Raw genomic sequence first — 15232 nt, 5'->3', positions numbered from 1 at the left:
ATTCAACCGGCCTCGGGGCCCAATCAGGGGCTCCGCAGGACGGGGACCCTAGAATCACTCCCGATGGTGCGGTCATCGATCGCACGGGAATCGACCTCTTCATGACCTTCATCTCGCCTGCTCCGGGCCGACGTCCGCCTCGCCGATCCCGGTGGCTGCGTACGGCGGCGGCAGCGACGGCCGTGATCGCCCTCGCCGCCCCGGCCCCGGCGGCCTTCGCCGCGGTCGACGACGCGCCCGACCAGACCGTCACCGCCACCCTCGCGCCGGGCGCGGGCGGGGTGGTCCCCGCATCCGGCGATCTGACACTCACACTCACGGCCGACAACCCGGGCCCGGACGCCGTCCCCGCCGGCGCGGCGACCGTGGGGATCGGCTCCGATCCCCTCGTGTCGACCGCGGCGATCGCGTCCTGGCTCGACAGCGGCTCGACGGGCGCGTCGTTCGACGACGTGGGCGAGATCGCGATGCCCGAGGTCGCGTCCGAGCAGTCGGCATCCGCCGCGCTCACGATCGACGCGGGCGATGCCTCCATCGACGACCTCGACCCGGGGGTGTACCCGGTCCGGGCTGTCTACGGCACCGGCGGGGACAGTCTCCGCGCGCGGACCGTCCTCGTCGTCCCCGACACCGGCGCACCGGCTCGTCAGATCGGCGTCGTCGCGCCCATCACCGCGGGGCCGCAGTCCACCGGCGTCCTCAGTTCCGAACAACTGTCCGAACTCACCGCCGAGGGGGGCGACCTGCGCGAGCAGGTGGATGCCGTGACGGGCACGCCGGCGATCCTCGCCGTGGATCCCGCGATCACCGCCTCGATCCGCGCCCTGGGCTCGGCGGCGCCGGCCGACGCGGTCGCGTGGCTCGACGACCTGATCGCGCTCCCGAACGACCGGTTCGCGCTGCAGTACGGCGACGCCGATCTCGCCGCGCAGATCGGCGCGGGCGAGGCATCCCCCCTCCGGCCGGTCTCGTTCGCGGCCTACCTCGACCCGGCGAACTTCGGCGCCCCCGCGGTCGACGGCGAGGCGACCCCGACCCCGACGCCGACCCCCGAGGAACCGATCCTTCCCACGCTCGAGGAGCTGTTCGACGTCGGCGCCGACCGCGACAGCGTCTTCTGGCCCGCGACCGGAACGGCCGGCGCCGAGACCGTCGCCGCCCTGGGCGCCGTGATGGGCGGCGACGACGCGCCCGTCACGCTCTTGCCGAGCTCGGTGGTGCGATCGGATGCCGGGGCGCACGCGGTCTCGGCCGACACGGACCTGCTCCTCTACGACGCCGGCCTCTCGCGCCTGCTCGAGGACGCCTCCGCGACCGATGCCGACACCGCCCGCGGAGCGCTCCTGGCGGAGTTCACGGCGCGGGCGGCCGTGGGCGACCTCGCCGACCCCCTGCTCGTCACGGTTGACCGCGCGAATGGTCGGTCCCAGGCCGCCCTGCGCGGCGCGATCGACGCGGCGACCGGGCTCCCCGGCTGGACGGCGACCGATCTCGACGGCCTCCTCGCGGCCCCCGCCGCCGCGGTCGACGTCGACTCCGTCCCCGCCGACCAGGACCGCGTCGCGGTGATCGAAAGGTTCCGCGCCGCGCAGGGCGGTCTGCAGCGCATCTCGGGTGTGCTCGACGACCCGACGCTGCTCACCTCGTCGGAGCGGGCGACCGAGTTGCAGCTGCTCGGCAACGCGTGGCTCGACGACCGCGAGGGATGGGATGCCGCGATCCAGGCGCAGCGCGAGCGCATCGCCTCGTGGACCGACGGTGTCGCCCTCGTCCTCGGCGGCCCCATCACCCTCGCCGGGGCCTCCGCGCCCCTCGTCTTCACCGTCCGCAACGACCTGCCGTGGCCGGCCCGTGTCGACCTGATCGCCTCGCCCGGCGACGCGCGTCTGGTGATCGAGTCGACGACCGAGGTCGAGATCGGCGCCCAGCAGACCAGCCGCGTCGCGATCCCCGTCTCCGCCCTCGTGGGCAGCGGCGAATCCTCCGTCGACCTGCAACTGCGCACCCCGTCCGGCGTCGATATCGGGCGGAGCGAGACCGTCGAGGTGTCGGTGCGCGCCGAATGGGAGTCGGTGGCCCTCGTCATCCTCACCGTCCTCGTGTCCGCCCTCCTCGTCTTCGGTGTCGTCCGGACGGTCCGACGGCGCAAGCGGATGCCGGTGGCCCCCTGATGGCCGGCCTCGGACGCGCGAGCGCCACCGTCGCCGCCGGCACCATGGCGTCCCGCATCACGGGACTCATCCGCAACATCGTGCTCACGGTCGCCGTCGGCACCGTCGGCGCGAAGGCGGCGGACTCGTTCGCGATCGCGAACCAGTTGCCGAACTCGGTGTTCGCGCTCATCTCCTCGGGGCTCCTCGCCGGGGTGATCGTCCCGCAGATCGTCAAGGCCGTGAAGACGCACGACGACCGCGGCAGCGCCTTCGTGTCGAAACTGCTGACCCTGGGCGTCCTCGCCCTGCTGGTCGTCACGATCGTCGCCGTCGTGGCGGCGCCCGTGCTCGTGGAGATCTACGCGGGGAGGTTCACCGACCCGGCGGCGAAGACGCTCACCCTCGCCCTCGCCTACTGGTGTCTGCCGCAGCTGCTCTTCTACGGGCTGTACGCGCTCGTGGGCGAGATCCTCAACGCGAACCGCATCTTCGGGCCGTTCGCCTGGTCGCCGATCGTGAACAACCTGATCTCGATCGCGGGCTTCGGCGTCTTCATCGTGCTGTTCGGCACCTACGAGTCGGCCTCAGGCTGGACGGCGGGCATGATCGCGCTGATGGGCGGCACCGCGACGCTCGGGATCGTCGTGCAGGCCGGCATCCTGTTCCTGTTCTGGCGGCGTGCGGGACTGCACGTGCGGCCCGACTTCGGCTGGCGGGGCATCGGCCTCCGCCAGATCGGCCGCCTCGCCGGCTGGACGTTCCTCATGGTCGTCGTCGGGCAGATCGCCGGCGCCTTCCAGATCAACATCGTGGGTGCCGCCTCGGGTCCCGCGGCGGCCGGTGCGACGCTGCAGAACGCGTGGCTCCTGTTCATGCTCCCGTTCTCCGTGATCGTCCTCTCCCTCGGGACCCCGTATTACACGAAGCTCAGCGAGCACGTCGCGGAAGGACGGGCGGATGCGGTCACCGCCGACCTGTCCTCCCTCACCCGGACCGTCGGCATCTTCATGGTCGGCATCCTCGCCGCGATGGCCGTGGCCTCCGTGCCGCTGGCGCGCCTGTTCACGACATCGCCGGACAACGCCGTCGCCTTCGCCTGGGTCCTGGGCGCGTACCTGCTCGCGCTCCTGCCGCTGTCGTTCCAGTTCGGCATCCAGCGCACCTTCTACGCCCTCAAGGACACCCGCACCCCCTTCGTGTACACGCTCGTGCAGGCGGCGCTGGTCATCGCGACGGCTCTGGCCGCGTCGGCGCTCGTCGGTGCCGGCATCCTGCCCCTGACCTGGCTCGCCTTCGCGCTCGCCCTCGGGCAGTCCGTGGCGAACAGCCTGCAGTTCGCACTCGCGATCACCCTCCTGCGCCGGAAGATCGGTCCGCTGGGTCTCGGTGCGGCGTTCCGCGGAGTCCTGCGCTTCCTGCTCGCGGCCGTGCCTGCGGCGGCCGTGGGCTGGGGTGTCTTCCTCCTTTTCGGCGGGGTCGAGGGGTGGGCGGTCTCCGAGCGTCTCCCCGGATTCCTCGGCGCCGCGCTCATCGGCGGTGTGACACTGCTGGTCTACGGCGGCATCCTGGCCCTGTTCCGCACTCCCGAGCTGGGCGTCGCGTTCCGTGCCGTCCGCCGCTTCCTGCCGGGCCGGTGAGCCCCCCCTCCGTGGAATGCCACGCGGCTACCATGGGTTGAACTGTCCGGGCGCGAACATCGCCCAGACGAAGAGAGGATTCATCGTGCGCAAGGTCATCATCATCGGCTCGGGTCCGGCGGGCTACACCGCGGCGATCTACGCGGCGCGCGCGAACCTGTCGCCCCTCGTCGTCGCCAGCTCGGTCGAGGCCGGCGGAGAGCTGATGAACACGACCGAGGTCGAGAACTTCCCCGGGTTCCCCGAGGGCATCATGGGCCCCGACCTCATGACCAAGATGCAGGAGCAGGCCGAGAAGTTCGGCGCCGAGGTCGTCTATGACGACGTCGTGTCGCTCGACGTGTCGGGCGACATCAAGACCGTCACGCTCGGCCGCGGCGAGACGCACGAGGCCGAGGCGATCGTGTTCGCCACCGGTTCCGCGCCCCGCAAGATCGGCATCGAGGGTGAGACCCGCCTGTCGGGCCGCGGCGTCTCGTACTGCGCCACGTGCGACGGCTTCTTCTTCCGCGAGAAGGTCATCGCCGTCGTCGGCGGCGGCGACTCGGCGATGGAGGAGGCGACGTTCCTCACGAAGTTCGCCTCGAAGGTCTACGTGATCCACCGTCGCGACGAGCTGCGCGCCTCGAAGATCATGCAGGACCGCGCCAAGGCCAACGAGAAGATCGAGTTCGTCTGGAACGCCGAGGTCATCGACGTCCTGGGTGAGGATGCCGTGACCGGCGTGCGTCTGCGCGACACCGTCGACGGGTCCGAGCGCGACCTCGCCCTCGACGGCGTGTTCGTCGCGATCGGCTACGACCCCCGCACGCACCTCGTGCACAACGTCCTCGACATCACCGAGCACGGCACCGTGTGGGTCGACGGCCGCACCTCGAAGACCTCCGTCCCCGGTGTCTTCGCCGCCGGCGACGTCATCGACCCGACCTACCGCCAGGCCGTCACCGCGGCCGGCAGCGGCACGGTCGCAGCCCTCGACCTCGAGCACTACCTCGCCGCGCGCGGCGACGCGGGTGCCCCCGCGCAGGACGCCGCGCTGATCGACGGGCTGCCGACCCCCGCCTGAGCGCGGAACAATCGCGGCATCCGCTGCGTTTTCCCCTCTGACACCCACGTGTCGATTCCTAAGGAGACAGACATATGACCGCCAAGGCCACGAGTGAGAGCACCTGGCAGCAGGACGTCATCGACGCCGAAGGCCCCGTCCTGGTGGACTTCTGGGCGGCGTGGTGCGGACCCTGTCGCATGGTCGGCCCCATCCTCGACGAGATCCAGACCGAGAACCCCGAGAAGATCACGGTTCTGAAGCTCAACGTCGACGAGAACCCGCAGCTCGCCATGGAGTACCAGATCACGTCGATCCCGGCGATGAAGGTCTTCCACAAGGGCCAGGTCGAGAAGACGATCATCGGCGCCAAGCCGAAGTTCGCCCTCGAGCAGGACCTCGCCGACTACATCGGCTGAGCACCCCACGTCACGAAGGACCCGCGCGACCCCGGTCGCCGGGTCCTTCGTCGTTTCCGCTCCGCCGCAACAGCCGCGACCACCACGACGGACGGGACGCGAGTTCCCACGCGCGTCGACCCTCATCGGTGCGTTCGCTCCGGCGCGCACCCGGCAGATCCGCGATGTCGGCACGGCCACGGACGAGGTCCTCGACGACCGCCGGCAGACGCAGGGCCCGGGTGAGGTGACCGGGGAGGTCGTCATCGTTGTCGCAGCGGCGAAGGTGCTCGAACGCCGCCCGCGTCACCCGCAGCTCGTCGAGCACGGGCCGGTCGTCGGCGAGTTCCGACATCCGCTCGACGGCGGCCGTGCGCAGCATCCGCTGCACCTCCCCCGTCCACCCCTCCTCCGGCAGCACCGGCACCCATCGTGCCGGCCACGACAGCGTCAGATCCGGGATGCCGCGCCCCCGCATCCGCTCGTCCTCCGGCAGCGACGCGAGTCCGGCGGCGCTGAACACCTCCATCGTGAGGCCCGTCCGCGTGCGGGTGAGCGCGACCACGGGGCGCTGCGCCGGCGGCCAGGAGTCCCGGACGTGCCCGTGCGCCACGACGATGGCCGCTCCGTCGACCTCGGCGACGGTGACGGATGCCTCGAGCTGCTGGGCGAGCGAGGTGAGACCGGTAACACGCTCGCCTAGCAGCACGTAGACCCGGAGCGGGAGGTCACGCATCGGTGACGTCGACGGCGGCGGGTCCGCGGCATCCCGTGCGCGCCCGACGAGGAAGAGACCGTCGGATTCGAGCAACACGTCGGCCGACCATTCCGCCGCGAGGGCGTCCAGCACCGACTCGGGTGCGGTGCTCGTGACCGTGCCGTCGGACGCGACGACCACCTGGCCGTCGGGCGTGAGGGCCACGCGTGCGATCACGGTGCCGTCCTCGTCGCCGACGACGGCGGGGATCATCCGTTCTCGGAGCCCGGCGCGCACCGCGTCGATGGTGAGGACTGTTCGCGACGGGGCGATGTCGATCGTGGCGATCGTCAGTTCGTCCATCGGCGACGTTTCACGTGGAACGGTCAGGAGGCTCGGACCGAGACGTTCCACGTCCGGTGCGGCTCGCTGCCGAGCAGGCGCCAGACCGCCGCGCTCAGCGCGGGGTAGTCCAGGGCGATCTGTCGCAGCACACGGTAGTTCCGCGCCTGAGTCGGGCGCTGTCCGCCGTCGGCCGCGATGCTCTCCGCCCGCAGGGTGAGCACGACCAGCTCGTCGACCGAGGGGAGATCCTCCATGAAGGCCCAGGGGTCCTCACCGTCGCGCAGTCGCTCCTCGACCAGCACCGACAACTCGTCGGACGCCTCCGCGCGCAGCACCTCGAGGCTCGCGCGTCGGGGGAGGTTGGGGCGATCGCTCACCCGTCCAGCCTACGCTCGCCTCCCGACGTCCGGCCCCGATCAGGAGCCGCCGAACTCCGTCTCGCCGAGCTCGCCGAGGATGCGGTTGAGATCCTGGATCGTCGCGAAATCAATGCTGATCTGGCCTTTCCTTGCCGTCAGCGAGATCTTCACCTTCGTGTTGAGCCGGTCCCCCAGCCGCTCCGCGACGTCGTCGAGGTGCGCCCGGCGCGTGCCGGCCTTGGGGAGCGGACGCACCCGATTACCGATCGTCTTGGCGGCTGCCTCCGCGGCGCGCACCGAGAGATCCTCGTTCACGATCTTGTCGGCCAGGCGCTGCATGTGGTCGGCGTCATCGACCGAGAGGATGGCGCGGGCGTGGCCGGCGCTGAGCACGCCGGCCGCGACGCGCTGCTGCACGGGCACGGGGAGCTTGAGCAGCCGGATCGTGTTACTGATCTTCGGACGCGATCGCCCGATGCGCGTCGCCAGCTCCTCCTGGGTGATCCCGAAGTCCTCGAGGAGCTGCTGGTAGGCGGACGCCTCTTCGAGCGGGTTCAGCTGCGAACGGTGCAGGTTCTCGAGCAGCGCGTCGCGCAGCAGGTGCTCGTCCTCGGTCTCCCGCAGGACCGCCGGGATCGCGGTCAGGCCGGCTTCGCGGGCAGCGCGCGTGCGGCGCTCGCCCATGATGAGCTCGTACGCGCCGTCCTCGTTGCGCCGCACGACGACCGGCTGCAGCACACCGAACTCGCGGACGCTGTGCACGAGCTCGGCGAGGTCGTCCGCGTCGAAGTTCGTGCGCGGCTGGCGCGGGTTGGGGACGATCTCGTTCGGGTCGACCTCGATCAGACGCGTTCCGGGAACGGCGACGAGCTCGTCCTCCCCCGCCGGAGTCTCCGCGGGTGCGGCATCCTGGTTCGATCCGTCGGCGTCGGCTGCGGGCAGCGACGCTCCGGGGAAGAACACGTCGACGGGACGTGCCTCCGACGAGTCCTGCGTGGGGATGAGGGCTCCGATGCCCCGGCCCAGTCCGGTTCGCTTGGCCATCAGTGGGCTCCTTCTTCTGAGTTCTGTGCGAGACCGCGCCGCGCGATCTCGACCGCCGCCTCGCGGTACGCCACGGCGCCTGCGGACTGTCCGTCGTAGGCGATGACCGTCTGCCCGAAGCTCGGGGCCTCGGAGACACGGACCGACCGCGGGATGACGGTGGTCAGCACCCGGTCGGGGAAGTGCGTGCGCACCTCGTCGGCGACCTGCTGCGCGAGTCGGGTCCGCCCGTCGTACATCGTCAGCAGGATGGTCGACAGGTGCAGGGCGGGGTTCAGGTGCTTCTGGATCATCGAGACACTCCCCAGCAGCTGGCTCAGTCCCTCGAGCGCGTAGTACTCGCACTGGATCGGGATGAGGACCTCGGTCGCAGCCGTGAAAGCGTTGATCGTGAGGAGCCCGAGCGACGGCGGGCAATCGATGAACACGAAATCGACGTGGGTGTCCGCCAGATAGGTCGCCAGGGCCGTCCGCAGACGATGCTCCCGCGCGACCTGGGAGACGAGCTCGATCTCCGCGCCGGCGAGATGGATGGTCGACGGCGCACAGAGCAGATTCGGCGACTCCGGGCTCGTCTGGATCACGTCCGCGAGCGGCTCCTCATCGATGAGGACGTCGTAGATGCTCGCGACGTCGGCGCTGTGCGGGATGCCGAGCGCCGTCGACGAGTTCCCCTGCGGGTCGAGATCGATGACGAGCACGTGCGCACCGACGGAGGCGAGCCCCGCCGCCAGGTTGACGGTCGTCGTGGTCTTCCCCACGCCGCCCTTCTGGTTCGACACCGTGAAGACGCGGGTGGAGCCGTCGAACTCGACCTTCACCTCGGCGAGGACCTTCCTGCGCGACGTCAGATCCGCCAATTCGCGGGCGATCGGACTGTCGTCGAAAGAGAAGGGTGCGGGAGAGGTGGTGTTCTCCGAATCCGGCACCTGTTACTCCTGTCGTGTCGAGGACGTTCCCACTGTAGTCGAGGCCTCCGTCAGCCTCGGGCGCCGGTCGTTGTTTCACTTGAAACAGGGAACCTGCGCTCCCCACGTTTCACGTGAAACGTTCGCCGACGTTGCAGGCCGCTCGATGTTCCACGTGAAACATCGCCGCCTGTTATCAGCGCACGGTGGCGCGGATGACGCGCGTCGGCTCGGTGACGACACCGTCGCCAACGGGTTCGACCCGAACATCCGACAACCGGAACTTCCGGATCGCCTTCTCCGCAGCGGAGATCTCGTTCGCTGCGTTGGCACCCTTGAGCAGGACCAACTCCCCGCCGTCCCGCACCAACGGCGCCGTGATCGGGATGAGGGTGCGGAACGCGCTCACGGCACGGGCGGTCACCGCATCCAACACCGGACCCTCGGTCCAGTCCTCGCCGCGTGCGCGGAGGATCTCGACGTTGTCGAGCCCGAGCTCGTCCGTCTGCTCCGTCAGCCACGCGATGCGGCGCTCCATCGGCTCGATGAGCACCCAGCGGACGTCAGGACGTGCGATCGCGAGCACGAGTCCCGGCAGGCCGGCGCCGGACCCGATGTCACCGACGCGGGATCCGGCCGTGAACAGCGGCGCAGCGACCGCACTGTTGAGGATGTGCCGGGTCCAGATGCGGGGGAGTTCGAGTGGTCCGATGAGACCGCGCTCCTCGCCCTGGGCGATCAGCGCGTCGGTGAAGCGACGTGCGAGATCGATCCGATCGCCGAAGACGGATGCCGCGGCATCCGGTTCGCGCTCGGGTGTTTCACGTGAAACGTCAGCCACGGCGCAGAACGGTGTGGCGATCGGCGCCTTCGCCGTAGGACTCCGACACCAGGCCGTGCTCCGCGGCGATATCATGCACGAGCTTGCGCTCGTAGCTGGACATCGGCGGCAGGGATGCCTGCGAGGCACCGTCGTCGAGACGCTCCAGCGCGCGCTCCACGAGCTTCTGCAGCTGCGCGCGCCGCGCGTCGCGGGATCCGCCCACATCCAGGATGAGGCGCGAGAACCGACCGGTCTTGGTCTGCACCGCGATGCGGGTCAACTCCTGCAGCGCCTGCACTGTCTCAGGGTCGGACAGGAGCGAGAGAGCATCCGGGTGCTCGTTCTCGACGGACACGTAAGCGCGGCCGGCGCGCACATCGAGCGTCAGGTCGCCGTCGATGTCCGCGATGTCGAGGATGCCCTCGACGAAGTCGGCGGCGATGTCGCCTTCCTGCTCGAGCTCGTCGACGGTGGGCACAGCGCGAGCGCCGGGCGTCTGGTCAGTGGTCGTCATGGTCGATCCTTCGGTCCTCGTCAGGACGTGCCGTCCTGCTTGCCTTTCTGAGCCTGCTTCTTCGCGCGCTGCTTGCTCACCGGCTGCTGGCGCTTGGGAGCCTGCGCCTTCGCGCGCTCGGCCTCCTCGAACAGGCGCTGCTGCTCGGCCTCGTACTTGGCGAGGGGGATGACCTTGCCGCTCGAGTCGAGAGCCTTGCCCTTCTTCGCGAGACGCTCTTCGCGCGCCTTGGCCGCCTCCGACCCGGGGGTCGGGAGGTTCCGGATGACGACGAACTGCTGGACCATGGTCCAGCTGTTCGAGGTGAACCAGTACATGACGACGCCGAGCGGGAAGAACACACCCGAGAAGATGAAGGCCAGCGGCAGGACGTACAGCATGATCCGCTGCATCTGGTAGGCCTGGCCGGTCTTGGCCTCGGGGGAGAGGTTCTTCGAGATGATCTGCAGCTGCGTGAAGAACTGCGACAGGATCATCAGGATCACGAGGATCACCAGGATCACGACGGTCGCCGTCTGATTCGTGTTGATCGCGTCGATCATGTTGACGTGCAGCGGTGCGACACCGAACAGCTCGGCGTTGTAGAACTCGCGCGTCAGGGTCGCGTTCAGCAGGCCGGTGCCACCCACACCCCACTCCGCGTGACGCTTCACCTCGCTGAGCGTGTAGAACATGCCGAGGAGGATCGGCATCTGCACCAGCAGTGGCAGACAGCTCGACAGCGGCGTCGTGCCGTGCTTCTTGTACATCGCCATGGTCTCGCGACTCATGGCCTCGCGCGACAGCTGGTCGCGCTTGCCCTTGTACCGCTCCTGGATCTTGCGCATCTCGGGCGCGAGTTCCATCATCTTGCGCTGGCTCTTGATCTGCCGCACGAACAGCGGGATGAGCGCGGCACGCACGACGATCACGAGCCCGATGATGGACAAAACCCAGGTCAGGCCGGCATCCGGTGCCAGTCCGATCGACGTGAAGATCCAGTGCCAGAAGACGAGGATCGCCTCGACGACGAACTTGAACGGCCACAGGATGATGCTGAAGAAGTCAGGATCACCGGGTTCGGGTGTCGTCGGGTTCGGGAGCGGCGGGAGGGTCGCCGAGGCGAAGCGATCCATCACGGATCAATCCTTTCTGAGGGGCACGACGAAGCCGTGCGAAGTCAGGTCGTGCCGGAAGTGCGTGTGAGCGGGGACGTCGTCGATGCCGCCCGCGGCCCACGGGTGGCATCTCGCGAGACGGGCCGCCGCGAGCGCCGAGCCCTTGAGGACCCCGTGCTGCTGCACGGCGCCCAGCGCATAGGCCGAACACGAGGGATAGTACTTGCACACGTCGCCGTACAGCTGGGAGACGGTCGCCCGGTAGCCGTGCAGCAGGGCGATCACCGCGTTGCGGGGGAGCAGCGTGATCGTCGCCGGCAGGGTCGCGGCATCCATCACCGCCGTTCCGCGGGTGTACGAGGGAAGAGGCGCCGAGCTCATGCGGCCGCCTTCCGTTCGAGGCAGCGGATGACCTCCGTGCGCAGGGTCGCGAAATCGACGGATGCCGCAGCGGGCAACGCGCGGATGACCACATCGGCCCCGGGCCGGACCTCTGGCAGGGCCTCTGCGCAGATCGCCTTGAGCCGGCGACGCACCGTGTTGCGCACGACAGCGCCCCCCACCTGCTTGCTCACGATGAAGCCGAAGCGTGGGGGGCGCTGTTCAGACGTGCTGACCACGTGGGTCACGGTGTGGGCCGCCGGACAGCGGGAACCTCCGCGGACGACGGAACGGTAGTCCGCCCCGCGGGTGATGCGGTTCCCGCGCGCCAGCACCGCGTGGTGTCAGGCCGAGAGCTCGGTGCGCCCCTTGGAGCGGCGAGCCGAGAGGATGGCGCGGCCGGCGCGGGTGCGCATACGGGCGCGGAAGCCGTGCTTCTTGGCGCGGCGGCGGTTGTTGGGCTGGAACGTGCGCTTGCTCATGAAGATCACTCCGGATGGGCGGGGTCACCCGAACGCTCGAGACCGGGGACACAGGTACATGGGGGACTCGCGCCAAGAGGCACAAGTCAACCGACCTAGGATACGTCGAGATTCCTGAGATCCCAAACCGGGACGCCGACCGGCCATTATCCACCGACGCCCGAACGCTGCTGGCGACGACACGCGGGCCGGTTCTACAGTGGGTTTTGCCTTGCGGAGCGCCGATGACTAGCGTGATCCGGATACTTATCCACAGGTTGTGCACAGTACCGTGCACACCATTGTCCACACCCGGGGAGGGTCATGTCCGAGCACGCACTTCCAGATGTCCCCGTCTGGAGCGCCGTGCTCGACGTGCTGGCGAACGACGACCGCGTCACGCCGCAGCTGCACGGCTTCGTGAACCTCGCCGTCGCCCAGGGGGTGATGAGCGGGACGCTCTACCTCGACGTCCCCAACGACCTCACCGCCGGCCAGTTCAACAAGCGCCTGCGCGGACCCATCATGGAGGCCCTTGCGCAGGTCGACGCCGAGCCGTCGGCGAGCACCTTCCGCGTCGTCGTGAACCCCGAACTCGGCGACACCCACCTCACCGCGCCGGTCCCGGTCCAGTCGGCCCTCGCGCCGACCCAGTCGGCACCGACCCGACCGAACGCCGAGGACTACAGCGAGCAGGCGGCACCGGCATCCCGCAACGACACCCGCCTCAACCCGAAGTACACGTTCGACAACTTCGTCATCGGCCAGTCCAACCGATTCGCGCACGCGGCGGCGGTCGCCGTCGCCGAGGCGCCGGCCAAGGCGTACAACCCGCTGTTCATCTACGGGGACTCGGGCCTCGGGAAGACCCACCTCCTGCACGCGATCGGCGATTACGCGATCAACCTCTACACGGGCATCAAGGTCCGGTACGTCTCGAGTGAGGAATTCACGAACGACTTCATCAACTCGATCGTGAACAACCGCGCGTCGGCGTTTCAGGCCCGGTACCGCGACGTCGACATCCTCCTCATCGACGACATCCAGTTCCTGCAGGGTCGCGCCGAGACGCAGGAGGCGTTCTTCCACACCTTCAATCAGCTGCACGACCACGACAAGCAGGTCGTGATCACGAGCGACGTGCCGCCGCGTCACCTCACCGGGTTCGAGGACCGGATGCGGAGCCGCTTCGAGTGGGGTCTCATCACGGACGTGCAGGCGCCCGACCTCGAGACGCGCATCGCGATCCTGCGTAAGAAGGCGCAGTCCGAGCGCCTGCAGGTGCCCGACGACGTGCTGGAGTACATCGCCACCAAGGTGTCGAGCAACATCCGCGAACTCGAGGGCGCCCTCATCCGGGTGTCCGCGTTCGCGAGCCTGAACCGCTCGAACCTCGACATCTCGCTCGCGCAGACGGTGCTCCGCGACATCGTCGACCAGGACGATGCGAACGTCATCTCGCCGACCGACATCATCTCGGCCACGGCCCAGTACTTCCGCCTCACGGTCGACGACCTGTACGGCTCGAGCCGCTCGCAGTCCGTCGCCACGGCTCGGCAGATCGCCATGTATCTGTGCCGCGAGCGCACGAGCCTGTCGCTGCCGAAGATCGGTCAGCTGTTCGGCAACCGCGACCACACGACGGTGATGTACGCGTACAAGAAGATCAGCGAGCTCATGAAGGAGCGTCGCTCGATCTACAACCAGGTGTCCGAGATCACCTCTCAGCTCGGCCGTTCCTCGCGCTGACGGCCCCACACGCCCGGGTGTGCGGCCGTACTTGACACGTCCGCGGCCGGACCACCAAAATGCCGTTTCCCACAGTGTGGAAAGCCTGTGGATAACTGTGCGTCACGGGCCGTCGGATGTGAACGAACGGCGACAGCCTGTGGATGAACGGATGACACGCAACGATTCGTCGTCGCCGGACTCACGCGTCTTTCCGCAGTCCGTGCACAAGTTACACGGATGTGGTTCCGGCTCGACGACAGGGATCCACCGACTTATCCACAGTTTCCACAGCTGTTAACAAGAAGACAGAGAACTATCTAATGGAAGCCCGATCCGATCACACCCACGGGGTGCGGGCCGGTCGCGGCGAGCTCGGCAGAGCGGCTTCCGGAGCGTCCTGTCGTGGGCACTAGCATGAGAGGGCCCATCTCGCCGTCAAGGGAGCATCAGTGAAGTTCCACGTCAACCGCGATGTATTCAGCGAAGCCGTGTCGTTCGTCGTGAAACTGCTCCCGCAGCGGAACCCGCAGCCGATCCTCGCCGGTGTCCTCATCGAAGCCGGCGACGACGGTCTGTCGCTCGCCGCGTTCGACTACGAGGCATCCGCCCGTACCCGCATCGAGGCGACGGTCGACGAGCCGGGCACGATCCTCGTCCACGGCCGACTGCTGTCCGAGATCGCGAGCCGCCTGCCGAACGCACCGATCCAGATCACGCAGGATGCCGACGGTGAGATCCTCCTGACGTGCGGTTCGGCGCGGTTCACCCTCGCGGCGATGCCCGTCGCCGAGTACCCCGCGATCCCCGAGGTTTCGGGCGACTCCGGCCTCGTCCCGGGCGACGACTTCTCGACCGCGATCGCGCAGGTCGCGTTCGCGGCCTCCCGCGACGACGTCACCCCGGTCCTGACGGGTGTGCAGCTCGAGGTGACCGGCAACGAACTCAGCCTCGTCGCCACCGACCGCTACCGCGTCGCGCTGCGCGAGATCAACTTCGACAGCGGCGCCGTCGCCCGCGAAGAGGCGACGACCGCGCTCGTCCCCGCGCGCACGCTGACCGAGGTCGGGAAGACCTTCGCGCACTCCGGCGACATCCAGATCTCGTTCTCCGGCTCGGGCGACCGCGAGATCATCGCGTTCACGGCGGGCAACAAGACCGTGACCTCCCTGCTCATCAAGGGCAACTTCCCCCCGGTCCGGCGGCTTTTCCCCGCGCAGACCGAGCACTATGCGGTCGTCAACACGGCGGAGCTCGCCGAGGCCGTCCGCCGCGTCTCGCTCGTGCTCGACCGGTCGGCGCCGCTGCGATTCACGTTCTCGGACGAGGGTGTGTCGATGGATGCCGCGGGCACCGAGCAGGCCCGCGCCACCGAGTCGGTCGACGCGACCCTCGCCGGCGACGAGGTGACCCTCGGGCTCAACCCGCAGTACCTGCTCGAGGCGCTCGGCGCCGTGAAGAGCGAGTTCACGCGCATCACGTTCACCTCGAGCGAGAACGCCAACAAGCTGAGCCCGGTCCTCATCACGCCGCAGACCTCGGGCACGCCCGAGAGCTTCAAGTACCTGCTGCAGCCGAACCTCCTGCTGCGCTGACCCCCGGCGTCCGTCCACATCGAGGCGTGTCGGAGCCTCGAGGGAGG

At 68.9% G+C, this 15232-nt stretch carries 16 protein-coding genes; 6 read left to right on the top strand and 10 right to left on the bottom strand.

From position 1 onward, the window contains the following. Nucleotides 1-101 precede the first annotated feature (101 nt). From Q9S36_RS20165 to trxA, 4 genes are all read left to right on the top strand, one after another. A complete protein-coding gene (locus Q9S36_RS20165; RefSeq protein ID WP_311286663.1) occupies nt 102-2171 on the top strand; it encodes a DUF6049 family protein in 2070 nt (689 codons plus the stop codon). After that, nucleotides 2171-3790, top strand: a complete 1620-nt coding sequence (murJ, locus tag Q9S36_RS20160; RefSeq protein ID WP_311286662.1) for a murein biosynthesis integral membrane protein MurJ — start codon at nt 2171-2173, stop codon at nt 3788-3790. The genes Q9S36_RS20165 and murJ overlap by 1 nt, the downstream gene beginning before the upstream one ends. 85 nt (nt 3791-3875) lie before the next feature. Then, nucleotides 3876-4856, top strand: a complete 981-nt coding sequence (trxB, locus tag Q9S36_RS20155) for a thioredoxin-disulfide reductase (protein ID WP_061018795.1) — start codon at nt 3876-3878, stop codon at nt 4854-4856. Nucleotides 4857-4930: 74 nt separating this feature from the next. Next, nucleotides 4931-5254: a thioredoxin gene (gene trxA, locus Q9S36_RS20150; RefSeq protein WP_064002800.1), complete on the top strand. Its 324-nt coding sequence runs from the start codon at nt 4931-4933 to the stop codon at nt 5252-5254. A 10-nt stretch (nt 5255-5264) separates the two neighbouring features. Here the strand turns inward: trxA and Q9S36_RS20145 are convergent, their stop codons facing one another. The 10 genes from Q9S36_RS20145 to rpmH form a co-directional block, all read right to left on the bottom strand. Beyond that, nucleotides 5265-6293 carry a hypothetical protein gene (locus tag Q9S36_RS20145; protein WP_311286661.1) on the bottom strand — a complete coding sequence of 343 codons (1029 nt, stop codon included), beginning with the start codon at nt 6291-6293 and terminating at the stop codon, nt 5265-5267. 23 nt (nt 6294-6316) lie between these two features. Further along, complete coding sequence (locus Q9S36_RS20140) at nt 6317-6652, bottom strand: tryptophan synthase subunit alpha (RefSeq protein WP_311286660.1); 336 nt, start codon at nt 6650-6652, stop codon at nt 6317-6319. Between the two features lie 39 nt (nt 6653-6691). Then, nucleotides 6692-7678 (bottom strand): ParB/RepB/Spo0J family partition protein, encoded by a 987-nt coding sequence (locus tag Q9S36_RS20135; RefSeq protein WP_311286659.1) that lies wholly within the window; start codon nt 7676-7678, stop codon nt 6692-6694. Then, a complete protein-coding gene (locus Q9S36_RS20130) occupies nt 7678-8607 on the bottom strand; it encodes a ParA family protein (protein WP_311286658.1) in 930 nt (309 codons plus the stop codon). Before Q9S36_RS20130 ends, Q9S36_RS20135 begins: the two co-directional genes overlap by 1 nt. A 175-nt stretch (nt 8608-8782) precedes the next feature. Further along, on the bottom strand, nt 8783-9427 hold the full coding sequence (gene rsmG / locus Q9S36_RS20125) for a 16S rRNA (guanine(527)-N(7))-methyltransferase RsmG (protein WP_311286657.1): 645 nt from the start codon (nt 9425-9427) through the stop codon (nt 8783-8785). Continuing rightward, a complete protein-coding gene (locus tag Q9S36_RS20120; RefSeq protein ID WP_311286655.1) occupies nt 9420-9923 on the bottom strand; it encodes a R3H domain-containing nucleic acid-binding protein in 504 nt (167 codons plus the stop codon). Before Q9S36_RS20120 ends, rsmG begins: the two co-directional genes overlap by 8 nt. Nucleotides 9924-9943: 20 nt before the next feature. Beyond that, complete coding sequence (gene yidC, locus Q9S36_RS20115; protein WP_311286689.1) at nt 9944-11038, bottom strand: membrane protein insertase YidC; 1095 nt, start codon at nt 11036-11038, stop codon at nt 9944-9946. A gap of 6 nt (nt 11039-11044) precedes the next feature. Beyond that, nucleotides 11045-11401: a membrane protein insertion efficiency factor YidD gene (yidD, locus tag Q9S36_RS20110; RefSeq protein WP_082886155.1), complete on the bottom strand. Its 357-nt coding sequence runs from the start codon at nt 11399-11401 to the stop codon at nt 11045-11047. Further along, a complete protein-coding gene (gene rnpA / locus Q9S36_RS20105; protein WP_217528887.1) occupies nt 11398-11736 on the bottom strand; it encodes a ribonuclease P protein component in 339 nt (112 codons plus the stop codon). Before rnpA ends, yidD begins: the two co-directional genes overlap by 4 nt. A 9-nt stretch (nt 11737-11745) precedes the next feature. Continuing rightward, nucleotides 11746-11883, bottom strand: coding sequence for a 50S ribosomal protein L34 (gene rpmH / locus Q9S36_RS20100; RefSeq protein WP_064002918.1), 138 nt, complete (start codon nt 11881-11883; stop codon nt 11746-11748). Nucleotides 11884-12186: 303 nt separating this feature from the next. Between rpmH and dnaA the strand changes: the two genes are divergently transcribed. Together dnaA and dnaN are read left to right on the top strand one after the other, a co-directional pair. Then, nucleotides 12187-13611 (top strand): chromosomal replication initiator protein DnaA, encoded by a 1425-nt coding sequence (gene dnaA, locus Q9S36_RS20095; protein WP_311286654.1) that lies wholly within the window; start codon nt 12187-12189, stop codon nt 13609-13611. Between the two features lie 431 nt (nt 13612-14042). Next, complete coding sequence (dnaN, locus tag Q9S36_RS20090) at nt 14043-15185, top strand: DNA polymerase III subunit beta (protein ID WP_217528892.1); 1143 nt, start codon at nt 14043-14045, stop codon at nt 15183-15185. The last annotated feature ends 47 nt before the right edge of the window (nt 15186-15232 follow it).

Source organism: Microbacterium sp. ARD31, assembly GCF_031844425.1.
Note: the sequence above shows the minus strand (reverse complement) of the source record. Positions and strands in the feature narration are given on the sequence as shown.